7 protein-coding genes are annotated in these 13,759 nt (G+C 42.0%); 3 read left to right on the forward strand and 4 right to left on the reverse strand.

The genetic code is table 11. From position 1 onward, the window contains the following. The first annotated feature begins 175 nt into the window (after window positions 1-175). From BUC20_RS07335 to BUC20_RS07345, 3 genes are read left to right on the forward strand one after another with little or no spacing between them, the layout of a single operon-like run. Window positions 176-3,556, forward strand: a complete 3,381-nt coding sequence (locus tag BUC20_RS07335; protein ID WP_073229251.1) for a TonB-dependent receptor — start codon at window positions 176-178, stop codon at window positions 3,554-3,556. A 25-nt stretch (window positions 3,557-3,581) separates the two neighbouring features. After that, a complete protein-coding gene (locus tag BUC20_RS07340) occupies window positions 3,582-5,219 on the forward strand; it encodes a RagB/SusD family nutrient uptake outer membrane protein (protein WP_073229254.1) in 1,638 nt (545 codons plus the stop codon). A gap of 46 nt (window positions 5,220-5,265) precedes the next feature. Next, window positions 5,266-7,791, forward strand: a complete 2,526-nt coding sequence (locus BUC20_RS07345; RefSeq protein WP_073229256.1) for a zinc-dependent metalloprotease — start codon at window positions 5,266-5,268, stop codon at window positions 7,789-7,791. Between the two features lie 190 nt (window positions 7,792-7,981). Here the strand turns inward: BUC20_RS07345 and BUC20_RS07350 are convergent, their stop codons facing one another. The 4 genes from BUC20_RS07350 to BUC20_RS07370 form a co-directional block, all read right to left on the reverse strand. Continuing rightward, complete coding sequence (locus BUC20_RS07350) at window positions 7,982-8,737, reverse strand: SDR family oxidoreductase (protein ID WP_073229259.1); 756 nt, start codon at window positions 8,735-8,737, stop codon at window positions 7,982-7,984. 394 nt (window positions 8,738-9,131) lie between these two features. Then, the gene (locus BUC20_RS07360) at window positions 9,132-11,084 is read right to left on the reverse strand and encodes an OmpA family protein (protein WP_073229601.1); all 1,953 of its coding nucleotides are present in this window, start codon (window positions 11,082-11,084) and stop codon (window positions 9,132-9,134) included. Between the two features lie 35 nt (window positions 11,085-11,119). Continuing rightward, on the reverse strand, window positions 11,120-12,130 hold the full coding sequence (locus tag BUC20_RS07365; protein ID WP_073229264.1) for a PorP/SprF family type IX secretion system membrane protein: 1,011 nt from the start codon (window positions 12,128-12,130) through the stop codon (window positions 11,120-11,122). 40 nt (window positions 12,131-12,170) lie between these two features. Beyond that, on the reverse strand, window positions 12,171-13,759 hold a 1,589-nt coding region (locus BUC20_RS07370; protein WP_143166728.1), incomplete at its 5' end, for a DUF7507 domain-containing protein.

The raw sequence follows: 13,759 nt of genomic DNA on the forward strand, positions 1-13,759 counted from the left end.
CACAAAATCAACAAACCACATGAAACCAAGTCAATAAACCCGCATTGCAGGTAAGCAGGAAAATAACCAACCCGGTTCGCGGCCGGGAAGGTCAATGCTCAGGCTTGCCCCAAAGAAAATCCGGTAATTACCGGGATTGCATATCCTTCATCTTAAACCCAAACATTTCAAATTTATGAAAGTACGACTACATTCTAAAGTCAGAAAAAAAGTATTCATCATCATGAAACTAACCACCATTATCCTGATCACCCTAGGTATTCAGGTAAGTTCAGCTTCTTTTGCCCAGAGAGTAACCATCTCGAGGCAAAACAGCACACTAAAAACCATTCTGCAAGACCTGAGAAAACAGACCGGTTATTACTTTATGTTCAACAATGAGGTCATCAAAAATTCGAGATCCCTCTCACTCGACCTTAAAAACGTGACCTTGAATGAGGCCCTGACTGAAATTTTCAAATATCAGCCATTGACTTACAGCATTGAAAAGAACATTATTGTCGTAAAGCAAAGGATTGAAAATTTGCAGTCCGGAGCTGTTGCCGCAAAAGTCATCACCATTGAAGGCCGGGTAACAGATGACAAAAACCTTCCTTTACCGGGAGTGACCATCGTCGTGAGAGAAGGTAAAGCGGTAGCGATTACCAACAGCGATGGTTTTTATAAGATCAAAGCGGAAGAAAACCATACCCTGCTCTTCTCCTATCTGGGTTTCAAAAGAGAAGAAGTTCCGATTAACAAAAGGACACAGATCAATGTCATCATGACGGTGAGCTCCAATGAACTCAATGAAATGGTCGTGGTTGGATATGGCTCCCAGCAAAAGAAACTGGTAACCGGTGCAATTGGAGTGGTCAAAGGAGAAGAACTGGCTCAATCCCCTGCGGTAAACCTGTCCAACACTTTAATGGGTCGGGTAACTGGTTTATCGACCTCACCAAGCAGTTCCGGTGCCCCTGACCGGGACCGTTCCACAATTAAGATCCGTGGTCTGGGTGAGGCACTCATAGTAATCGATGGAGTAGCCAGAGAAGGTATGGGTATTTTGGGAATGGAGATCGATAAACTTGATCCCAATTCCATAGAAACGATCAGTGTACTTAAGGACGCATCAGCAGCTGTATATGGTGCAAGGGGCGCAAACGGAGTTGTCCTGATTACCACCAAACGCGGTAAAACAAACGGTAAAGTTTCTTTGAATTACAGTGGTAATTATGGGTTCCAGCAATCCACACAATTGCCGAAGTTCCTGGATTCTTACAACTATGCCCTGTTGAACAATGAAATGTTCGACAATGACAAAGCCGAGAAAGGCAGTTCAACAAGAACTAAATATACGGAAGAAGAGATTCAGAAATTCAAAGACGGTTCGGATCCCGACCGCTATCCGAACACCAACTGGTATAAGGAAGTATTGAAAAGTTCTGCGGTTGCGATCAAACATAACCTCAGCTTAACGGGCGGCGGAACCAATTCCCGTTATTTCCTTAGCGGGACTTATACCGGTCAGGATGGACTGATCAGTACTTCCGGAATGAAGAGATACGGAATCGTCAGCAATGTGGACCTTGATGTGAGCCCAACTACTTTGGTTTCTGTTGGCTTAAATTATGTCACTGAAACAGGAAAAAATCCCGCCAGCTTCGGAGAAGGTGTGTTCAGCCGGATGGCGGTATTGGGATCTGTTGCCCCTGCCCGTTTTTCGAACGGATTGTATGCTTATTCCGGATTTTCGGGAAACCCCTTAGCCGATGCCCTTGAAGGGAGCGGGTACAATAAGGCGTATAGAAATATTTTCACGGGAAGCTTAAAACTAACACAACAAATTCCCTTTGTAAAAGGACTTTCTGCTACTGGTTTAGTAACCGTAGATAGAAACAACGGCAAAACCAAAGCCTTTACCGTTCCTTTTCCGGTCTACTCCCTAAATGCTTTAAAAGATGAATACAAATTGGAAAATGGTACAGAAAGGGCTTCATTAAGCGAGAACATTTCTCAGAACAACAACGTAAACATCCAGGTTTCCATGAACTACAAAAGACTGTTTGGCAAACATTCGATCAGTGCATTGGCCTTATATGAGCAAAATGAGCTCAAAGGGGAAACCATCACAGCAGAAAGAAGCAATTTCCCAATATCCAGTGTAGACCAATTGTTCCTTGGTGATCCCAATTCACAGAAAAGCTCTGGAAATGCGATGGAAAGTGCCCGTCAAAGTGCAGTTGCCCGTTTGGTTTATAACTACAACAGCCGTTACATCGTAGAAAGCAATTTCAGGTATGACGGTTCCCCATTTTATCCGAAAGGTAAAAGAAGGGCCTTATTTCCTTCTTTGGCAGTAGCATGGATCCTATCTGAGGAAAATTTCATTAAAGACAACTATCCATTTATTGATGAATTGAAAATCCGTTCTTCTTACGGAAAACTGGGAAATGACGGAGGTGCATTGTATTCTTATTTCTATAATTATACTTTACTTCCTGTCGGTTATGTATTTGGGACTAATAATGCGCTTGCCCCTATGGCAAGAATTTCCAATAGCTCAGTTCCCAACACCAATATCACCTGGGAAAAGGTAAACTCCTTTGATATCGGAATAGATGCAACATTATGGAAAGGCCTGTTGGGTGTAGAAGTAGATTACTATAACAAATATAAATATGACATCCTTCGTAACAAAGGCTATGATGTTCCTTCGACTTTTGGCTTACTTGCACCATTGGAGAATTTCGGTAAAGAGCGTTATTACGGGTTTGAATTTGCCCTATCTCATCGAAATAAAATCGGACAGGTAAGTTATTCTGCAAGGTTAAACATGACCTTTACCAAAAGCAAGGTAATTGATTACGGAGAGAACGAAAACATGCTACCTGGTTTACGTCAGGAAGGCCTGCCGGTAGGTACTGCCCGTATTCTTAAAGCAGATGGAATTTTCAGGGATCAGCAGGATGTAGACAGCTGGCCAAAATACCTGATCAGTCCCGGAGGAACCCCGGTAAGCGGAAAACCAGGTGACATCAGGTATTCTGACCTGAATGGCGATGGCGTGGTAGAACTTTATGCCGGTAGCCCGGACAGAAACGTACTCACCAAATACATCGTTCCACCAACAATTTACGGTTTATCCCTTGGATTTAAATGGAAAAACTTTGCTGCTGATGCCTTCTTTCAGGCTTCTACAGGAGTGTATATCAATTATGCCCCGGCAGCAGACTTAACGAATTTCTATCAGTTACACCTCGACAGGTGGACACCCGGGCGTCAGGATGCCAGTTATCCGAGATTGCTATCAAACTATGAAGCCAACAGATACCCTTCTACTTTCTATGTAAAGAATGGAAATTACCTCAAGCTCAGGACTGCACAACTGTCTTATACCCTGCCACAGGAATTACTTAAAAAAGTAGGAATTTCTTCGCTTACCCTTACCGGACAAGGACAGAATTTATTCACCATTACCAGTAACAAAAGGTTTGATCCGGAATCTTCGGGGACATTTGCCAACTCTTATCCTCCCCAAAGAATCTTCTCTTTTGGTCTTCGTTTAGGCCTTTAATTTATTCATCAAAAGATCAAAGAAAATGAATCGTCACACTACTAAATATACCATCGCAATTTTATTTGCAGGCCTGATCAGTTTCAGTTCCTGCCAGAAAGACTTCCTTGACCGGAAACCTCTGCAACTTATTTCAGAAGAAACGTTATGGCAAGACCCGAAATTAATAGAACTGTCTCTAAATGAGTTTTACAACTTTCAGAACACGGGTTTTGCAACAGCTTACCTGCCCGCTACCAATACAGATGATCTTCAGGTGATTGGTGCTGAGGAAAGCAAAATTTCCGGTTACCTGACCGGCAATTTCCTCGTGGAAACCTTTCCTCAGAGAAACCTTTGGAAAGACAGTTATGGGCAGATCAGAAAAATGAACTATTTTATAGAAAGGGCCGCTACAGCTCCGGTACTTAGCGAACAACAGCGCAAAGAATTCGTTGCCCAGGCGAGGTTCTGCAGGGCTTTTGTCTATTTCCAGCTGTTCAGCAATTTCAAAGATGTGCCTCTGGTACTTAAGGCACAACTGATAGATGAAGCTCAGGATAAACCCCTGAAAATGAACCACAATGAAGGCATTTCCTTTATCAGCACTGAGCTTGATCTGGCTGCTGAAACACTACCAGCTGCTTACCCGACTGCAGAAATCGGCCGCATTACCAGCGCTGCAGCGCAAGCTTTTAAATCAAGGGTATTGTTATGGGCTGCAAGTCCCCTAAACAATGTATCAAATGATCTTTCGGCATGGCAAAAAGCTGCAGAAAGTGCAAAAAAGGTAATGGATGCCAATGCTTTTTCCTTACAGGCAGATTACAACGATCCCTTCCTTAAAAAGAATGTGCTGATTAAACCGGAAGTAATTCTGGAATACCGTTACAATGGACAAAAATCAGAAAAACAACATGGTTACGATAAAAATAACAGTCCGGCGGGATACGGAGGAAGAGGTGTTAACGGGCCTACGCAGGAGCTGGTGAACGAATATGAAATGAAAAACGGAAAGCTATATAACGAAACAGGATCAGGATATGACCCGGCAAATCCTTACGCAGGCCGTGACCCACGTTTCGAAAAATCCATCCTTTTCAATACCGCCCCATTTAAAGGCCGTCCGGTAGAAACCTTTACTAAAGGGAAAGACATGCCAACCACCAATGCATCACCAACCGGTTTTTACACCAGGAAGTTTATTGCAGAAGATTTTGACTACAACAAAGATCCCAATACAACCAGCAGCAGCAACTGGGTGATCCTTCGTTACGCAGAGATTTTATTGAACTATGCAGAAGCACAGAACGAATTCAGCGGACCAGACGGAACAGTATACCAGGCCATCAATGACATCCGGAAAAGAGCTAAAATGCCGGAACTGCCAACAGGCTTATCTCAGGAAGAGATGAGGGTAAAAATCCGTCATGAAAGAAGGATTGAGCTTGCTTTTGAAGATCAGATCAGATACAATGACCTTCGTCGCTGGAAACTGGCAACAGCGTTACTGAACAAGTCAGTAAATGGCGTTACCATCACCAAAGCAGTCAACGGAACCTTTACCTATGCGCCAAAAATCGCCGGCGGCAGGGTATTTACCGAGAAGAACTACTGGTTACCGATTCCATTGGTTGAAATCGGAGTAAACCCGAATTTAAAACCACAAAACCCGGGTTGGTAATTTTCCTTTTTAACATACATATATCAAATATCAATTTAATCCTTTAATGAATTTCAGATCCACATTAACCCCAAAAACCAGTGTCCTGACAAAGGCCGCTGCACTGATGATGCTTTCTGCACTGACCATCGCCAATGGTTATGCCCAGAAAACAAAATGGCCAGGCAGCATTGCCGGAAAGTCAAAACAAGATACTGTAGCAAAAACAGCGGAAATCAAGAAAAGTACGATCAAAAAGTTTTCAGAAGTAATCCCTTCCGGCACTAAAGCGGATGGCGGATTATTCAATATTTATAAAGTAGATCAGAAATATTACTACGAGATCCCCGACTCCCTGTTGGGCAGAGAAATGCTTGTGGTAACCCGCTTTACCCAGACTCCTGTAGCTTTAAAAGAATCAAGATCCCAATATGGTGGAGAGATGATCAACAACCAGGTCTGGAAATGGGAAAAACGAGATAAACAGATCTTTATCAGGGTACCAAGTTATACCTATGTAGCAGATGCAGCTTCAGACCTTCATCAGGCATTGGAAAACTCAAACGCCTTGCCCATCCTTGCTGTTTTTGACATCAAGGCTTTCAGCAGCAATGGAAAAGGCGTGTTGATTGACATCACGGATTTTTACAATGGAGATATCCCTGGAATGTCCCTTCCTGAAGGTTTGAAAAAGACCTATAAAATCTCCGGAATAGACAATACGAGGTCTTATGTAGATACCGTAAAAAGCTTCCCTCAAAATGTGGAAGTAAAAACAGTAAAGACCTACAGAAGTCCTGAACTTCCGGCCGACAAAACCGTTGGCGCCATGACTTTCGGACTCAACACTTCGATGGTACTATTGCCTAAAGAAGCAATGAAAGCCCGTACCGAAAACAAAAGGATCGGTTACTTTACGGAAAGACAGCTGGATTTCAGTGTGAGCGATAAACACGTTACCCCTACTGCCTATATCCAAAGATGGAGATTGGAGCCCAAAGATGAAGCGGCCTACAGTCGTGGAGAACTGGTGGAACCGAAAAAGCAAATTGTTTATTATATCGACCCTGCAACTCCAAAAAAATGGGTACCCTTCCTGATTCAGGGAGTGAACGACTGGAATACTGCTTTTGAAGCCGCAGGTTTTAAAAATGCAATTGTAGCCAAAGAAGCACCCACTGCACAGGAAGATCCCGAATTCAGTACCGAAGATGCCCGTTATTCAGTGATCCGCTATTTTGCATCTTCTACAGAAAATGCCTATGGACCAAGGATTGCTGACCCAAGGTCAGGCGAGATCATCGAGAGCCATATCGGATGGTATCACAATGTGATGTCTTTGTTGAGAAGCTGGTTCTTTGTACAAACCGCAGCCATCAACCCGGCAGCAAGAGGAGCTGAAATCAGTGATACACAGATGGGCCAGCTGGTTCGTTTTGTTTCTTCTCATGAAGTAGGACATACCCTGGGATTATTGCACAATTTTGGTTCAAGTGCAGCATTCCCGGTAGATTCCTTACGTTCTAAAACCTTTACCGCAAAGTATGGCACTGCCCCTTCCATCATGGATTATGCACGTTTCAATTACATTGCCCAACCTGGTGATGGCATTACTGATATCTATCCTAAAATTGGTGCTTATGACCAGTTCGCGATTAAATTCGGTTATACTTATTTCCCTGCTTCGCAATCTGCCAAAGAAGAGAAAAAGGTATTGGATGCCATGATCATGAAGAAATCAAAAGATCCGGTATATTTTTACGGAAAGCAAGGTTCCATCGATCCGCGTGCACAAAGCGAAGACCTGGGCGACAATGCCATGAAAGCAAGTGCTTATGGAATTGAGAACCTGAAGAGGATCCTTCCGAACATCGAAAAATGGACTTATGAGCCAGGAAAAGAACTGGAAGATGCAAATGATTTGTATTATGAAGTGATCCGTCAATACAGACGTTATGTAAACCATGTGGTCGCTAATGTGAGCGGATTGCAGGAAGATGTAAAAACTGTAGATGAGCCCGGAGCAGTTTATACGTATACCTCTAAAGCCAAACAACAGCAGGCCATTGCTTTCCTGAACAAACAGGTATTTGCTACACCAAACTGGTTACTGAACAAATCGATGATGTCCAGAATTGATTTTGGAGTAGTGAACAACCGCATTATGGAAATGCAAAACCAGGTATTAACTTCCCTGCTGGAGACTTATGGTTTTGCCAGAATGATCGACGACGAAATCAAAAACGGAAATAACGCCTATACGGTAACAAACCTACTAACTGATCTTCGTGTTGCCATCTTCTCTAATGAAACACCAGATGTATTCAAAAGGGCATTACAAAGAGCATATGCAGATCGTTTAGGTGTATTGCTGAAACTGGATAAACCGGTAGTAGAGTCTTCGTATGCGATCATGGGCATCACTCCATACAATCCAAACAGCTCTGATATGCGGTTATTGGTTCGCGCGGAATTGAAAAAACTGAACGCAAATGTAAAAGCACTTCAGGTAACCGCAGGTAATCCATTGACGAAAAGTCATTATGAAGACCTTGCGGATAGAATCAACAAGATACTGAACCCAAAGATCTAATCGAATCTGATCAAATGCGATCTATATAATTATGGATGGTAAAAAGAGAGGATGCATCATTGTTAAAATGATCATCCTCTTTTTTTATTGTTTTTATTCGTCCCTCCCTATAGGGATATTTTCTAATACTCAATCCTCAGAAACCGCATCTCATTTATGACAATTCCTCTTTGGATAGGTATCATGTATTTTACCTTGTTGTGTAACCACCATTTGCAAAAATGGTCTGTCCGGTAACCCACCATCCATCGGTTACTAAAAACTCTACCAATGGTGCAATGTCTCTAATGTTTGTCAATCCGCCCAGCGCTGAGGCAGACTTGTGATAAGCTACGGCTTCTGGTGCTTCCTGGCCATAGAAGAAAGGAGTATCCATAGGGCCCGGTGCAACCGCAGTAACAGAAATACCACGATCTCCAAATTCTTTGGATGCCATTCTTGTAAAATGTTCTACAGGTGCTTTTGCACCTGCATAAGTAGAATACAGGCCGGTATATGCAGCCAGCAAAGAAGTTACGATTGTATTTATCTTGCCATTGTCATTCAAGTGTTTTCCTGCTTCCTGAATAAAGAAGTATGCTACTTTTGAATTGATGTCGAACATAGTATCATAATCAGCTTCGGTAGTTTCTAAAAAAGGTTTTTTTAATACCATTCCCACAGTGTTGACCGCAATGTCAATGCCACCAAACCTTTCTTTTGTAGCTTTAAAAAGTTTAGCAATATTTTCTACCTTGGTTAAGTCTGCTTGAAATAAGAAAGCTTCTCCACCTGCATTTGAGATGTCTGACAATGTTTGTTCGGCATCTGATTTTGTGTGATCACTGTTGTAGTGTACAGCTACTTTTGCCCCTTTTGAGGCAAAATTACGGCTCAATAATCCGCCTAAATTTTTTGCGCCGCCTGCAACCAGGACAACTTTTCCTTTTAAATCGTTTCTTGCCATTGTATGAGTATTTAAAATTTTTGTTATAATTTCTCCGCGATATTTTATAAATCCATTAACGCTATCGATGGCACACTAAAGACATTCCAGATGTGATCTTAAATATTCTTCTCCTATAGTATCCAATAGCTCCGTCATACCATAATATTTAATGGCAGTAATAATATCAATTTGGGTTAGTACACCGTCAACTTCGACTCCGTTAACGTCAATATCAAAACGATAAGGTTTTGAGGCCGGGCTAACATCTATAGCCTCGATATTTTTTATAGTCAAACGCATTTTATAAAAATCAATTAAATTTCAAATCAAAATTCTTTAATAATCAGTGCCGTTCAAATTCTTTTAGCATTTCCGGACATCCAACTTGCATCAGGCATGACCGGTGTTCCGGTTACATTTTTAAAATCTTAAACTCGGTGCGTCTGTTGGTCTGGTGCGCTGCAGCAGAGCATTTAGCTCCATTTACACAACGGTTCAGCAATTGTGTTTCACCGTATCCTTTGGCAGTTAAGCGGCTTCTTGAAATGCCACGGCTAACCAGGTAATTTACCACGGAATGTGCACGACGCTGGGAAAGGTCCAGGTTGTAGATGTCTATCCCACGGCTGTCGGTATGTGAACCCAATTCAATTTCAAGTGTGGGGTTATCCCGCAGGGTGCGTACCAGTTCGTCCAGAATTTTTGCAGCATCCTTGCGGATGTTATCCTTATCAAAATCATAATGGATATTTTGAATGGCAATGGTTTTATCAATTTCAAATAAAGGTTCCAGGCGCAGAGTTACACTTAAGGTGTCTGATTTTGTTAAACCTTTGGTGCTTACCGTTGCAGAGTCGCTGTAAAACTTCTCTTTTTGACCAAGTACGCTATAGTCGGTTCCTTTGGCCAGCTCAAAAAAAACAGTGCCATCAGCTTTGCTGCTTTGTTTAGCAATAATCTGACGGCCATTGGCATATAAAGTGACCGTTGCAGCTTCCAATATCTCTCCATTTTTTTTATTTACGGTGAGGCCTTTCAACGCCAGGATCATTTTAGGCTTGATTTTGCTGAAACTATAGATGTCATCACTTCCTACCCCACCTTTACGGTTAGAAGAAAGATAACCCATCGTTGTATCTTTATTTACGATATTGGTAATGAAAGCAAAATCATCACCGGCAGAGTTGACCGGGTATCTCAGGTTTGCAGGTTTAGACCAATTGTTCTTTTCACCCTTTGCTACAAAGATGTCTAATCCCCCCATTCCCGGCAAGCCATTACTGGAGTAATATAAAGTATCATCCGCCCCGATATTGGGAAACATTTCATCCTCACTGGTATTGATTGCCTGACCTGCATTTTGAGGTTTCCCCCAACTGCCATCACTTTGCAATTCACAATACCAGATGTCTGTACCGCCTAAACCACCAGCCATATCAGACACAAAGTACAATGTTTTTTCATCCTGACTTAATGCAGCATGGCCAACAGAATATTTTTTAACATCATTATATGGAAAGGGAACAACGTCATATTCGCTGTTATTTGCGGTATAAATATACAATTCCAGGTTATTGGTTCTGAATTTCTTTTTGTTTTCTTTACTAATTTCTCCGGACTGCCCAGGGTATGTACGCGTCACGTACAATACATTTCCTTTCTGATTGCGAATGATCGGACCGACGTGATACTTCTCCTCATTATAGACAGACTTATTAATCAGCTTTGAACTTAAGCTATTGTCTGTCGATCGGTCGGCAGTGTAGATTCGTAAAAAAGGATTGCCGGTTCGGCCATCTTTCTGTTTTAACAACCTTTGTTCAGGTTCGCCGGTATAGTAAATTTTATTGTCCATTGGGAACACGCCAAAATCAGCAAATGCAGTATTGACTTGCGCTTCATTTTTAATTTTATGCGCCGTAGGCTTAGCCATCCATATCAGAGCCGAATCACATCCTGCAATTTCATTAGTTACCCTTTTGGTATCGCCACTTTTGTTTGCATAGCTCTGCAATACTTTTTTTGCTTCCGAATAACGGGAGTTGGATTTAAGTATAGTGCCATAAGTAATCAGGTGCTCTGCTTTGCTTTCCGGATCCTGTACAACCCTTGCATACCAATTCTCGGCGGCTTCATAGTCGTTCATTTTCTGGAAACAATCGGCCAGGCGTTCCAGATCAGTTAGCTTTGGTTTCCTGGTATCCGCCAGCTTCAGGTATATAGAAGCTGCATTGGCATATTTATACTGTGCATACAGTTGGTCTGCCCTTTGGCGCAAGGAAGGTTGCTCTTGTGCCGAAGCAACACGAAAAGCACATCCCAGGCCTAAAAGGAAAATGTATCTGGTAAATTTTTTATTCATCATGTTCATCAGTTTAAACGATATATCGACTATTGATCTTAAAAGAATCTGGGACTAAGTAAACGTTTGTTTTTTCCAGGAAATGTGATACCAATGGTAATTTCATGGGTGCCATTTTGTATGCTGCTGAGCTTGCTCAGGATGTGATCATAAGAATACCCGACTCTAAAGGTATTTGTTACATAAAACTGGGCAATTGCAGATATGGAATTGAGGCTGCTCAGGTCCTGGCCTTTGGCATAATCCTTTTTCCAAAGATTGACACCTGTTCTGTAAGAACCACCGATCCAGAATTTCTCAGCAAAGATGAACATGCTACTGATGTCTAAACTTGAAGGCCCTTTAAGGTCTTCCTTATACAATAGACTTGGACGAAGTTTAGTGTCTTCAGATAAATTAAGTATAGTACCTGCGATCAGGTAATAGTGTCGCTTACGTTTCAGGTTCGCCACATTATTCTTATCCCAGTTGAAAATGCTGTTTGATTTATCTCCGGAAAGTAAATCCATTGCGGAAGCTCCGATATAGAAGTTTGGGTTGTAGTAATAAACCCCAAAACGAAGATCCGGAATGGTAGTGCTGATTTTACCTGCCGGCAAATTCGGATCGTCAAAATCAACGGGATTTAACTTATTTCCATCTAATCCATATTGGGTAATACCTGCCCCAATTCCAAAACTTAACCGTTGGGTATCCTCATCGTTAAGTCTTAAGCGATAGGCGTAATTGGCGTAAACTGAAGTAGCCGATTGCGGCCCCAATCTGTCGTCTGTAATCTGCAAACCAAGACCTACATTTTTATTGGCATCAGCTACACCATCAATGGATAGCTGACCAGTTCTCGGTGCGCCACTAAGACCAGTCCACTGGCTTCTCAGGGCGAGTTGTGCAAACCATTCTTCTTTGTATCCCGCATAAGCCGGGTTCACACTTAAAGAATTGAAAATATACTGAGAGAACTGAATATTCTGCTGTGCCTTTGCCGGTATCAGACCAGCAACAGTTAACCCCAATACTAGTATGACTTTTTTTATGATATGTTTGTTCATAATCTGTTTGTATATGGCCGGCTTTCGCCGGCCTTATCAATTATCTTTTTATTAATACCCAACCTTTATAAACTTCCTGTTTACCGCTGCTATTCAATCTGATCAGGTAATAGTAGGTTCCTTCATTCAGTCCCTCACCAGTCCAGGTATTTTTGTAATTGTTATTGCGGTATACTTCATTGCCCCAACGGTTGAAGATGGTGACATCTGCATTGTTATAGTTTTCCAGCCCCACTATGACGAAGCTGTCATTCTTACCATCTCCATTTGGTGTAATCACATTTGGAATGAAGAAACCTTTAACAGTTATGGTTGCTGTAGCGATATCGGTCCAGTTTCCATACTCATCTTTAACACGATATTTAAAGGTGTCTGTTCCGGTATATCCACTATTTGGCAGATAGGTAACTGTTCCGTCAGGATTAACTTTTACTGTACCATGTTTAGGTTGTTCTGTGATTTCAAGCGTGCCTTTATCAAATGCTGCAGCATCGGTTTTATCGTTACCCAATACCGGGATTTTAACCTCCGTATTCCATTGGATTTCTGCAGTATCATCAATTGCTACGGGTTTGGTTGGAACAACAGTCAATGTAACCTTAGCCGGATTGGAAATCTGACCATTTTTATCCGTTACAGTATAGGTAAACTCATCCGTTCCGGTATAACCTGGGTTTGGTGTATAAGTTACCGTACCGTCTGTATTAACTTTAACTGTTCCGTTTTTAGGTTGTGTAATGATGGTTGTACTACCAGGTACAATGTCACTGTTACCAGGTTCATCATTTTTCTGTACATCAATCATCACTGGCTTATTCTGCTGTGTTTCCTTGGTATCGTCTTTTACAACCGGTGGTTTAGCAATGGTGATGACCGTAGGATTGTCATTATTCGCATCGGTACCTGACTGATCTTTTACATTTGCCCCTTTAGGATCCGTAGCGTTAATTACAGCCTGGTTGGTTACTTTACCAGCGGCTATATCTACTGCGGTAATCGTGTATTTCTCAACGTGGCTTACAGATTTGCCAGGTGCAAGGATACCAGGGATACTGATTGCTGCTTTATTCAATAATGGATCGCTTAATACCAGGTCTTTAAGGCTTACATTTCCAATATTGGTAACTGTAAACGTGTATTCAATCTGGTTGCCTAATACAAAGGCTCCATTTTCGCCTGTTCCGGCATTGGTTACTGTTTTCACTAAAGCTACCGCTCCTTTTTGGTCTATCGGTGTTATGGTACATTTTGGACAAGCCGGATCCACTGGTGCACCTGGAATTGGTGTCGGATCAGTTGACTCGGCATGAACGTTTCCACCTTTTGGATCTTTACCATCAGCTTTGGCAATATTGGTTACATAACCACGGTCTAAATCAGCCTGGGTTACGGTATGTTTAGCCGTAATGTTTGCGGTAGCATTTGGTGCAAGGCTGGCAATTGATGCCGGACTGATACTGCCTGCGTCTGCATTGGCATCAGTAATTGCAATTGCGGTAACCGTTACATTTCCAGTGTTCTTAACTACCAAATTGTAATTGATGATGTCTCCTATTTTATTGTGTACGCCAACAACTGCTGTTTTGGTTAAGCTCAATGCAGAAGTCTGATCAATTGGGGTTACCGTAC

The sequence above is a fragment of the Pedobacter caeni genome (assembly GCF_900129215.1).
GTDB classification, from domain to species: Bacteria; Bacteroidota; Bacteroidia; order Sphingobacteriales; family Sphingobacteriaceae; genus Pedobacter; species Pedobacter caeni.